1 protein-coding gene is annotated in these 234 nt (G+C 58.1%); it reads left to right on the forward strand.

What is annotated here, in order from left to right; all coding sequences use genetic code 11:
- The coding region (locus ACO0K8_RS22425) for a hypothetical protein (RefSeq protein WP_422948869.1) at positions 1-234 on the forward strand (234 nt) is incomplete at both ends.

The following is a 234-nucleotide window of genomic DNA, read 5'->3' on the forward strand; positions in this document are numbered from 1 at the left end:
ACAACGGCCTGATTAATAAAACAGAACTGGGCGCAGCAACGACAGTGGCAGTCACAGTCGCCTTGCCAGGTACCGCTAAAGCAGGCGACACCCTGACGATCACCGATGGTACTACTCCGCAAAGCCATGTCTTAACCGCAGCAGAAATCACAGCGGGCACCTACAGCAGCACGGTTGCGAAACCGGCTGAAGGCGCGACCTTGTCCGTCAGCGCTACCGTCACCGACCAGGCTG

Origin of the sequence: Undibacterium sp. Ren11W, assembly GCF_049340485.1 — a bacterium.
Lineage (GTDB): Bacteria > Pseudomonadota > Gammaproteobacteria > Burkholderiales > Burkholderiaceae_D > Undibacterium.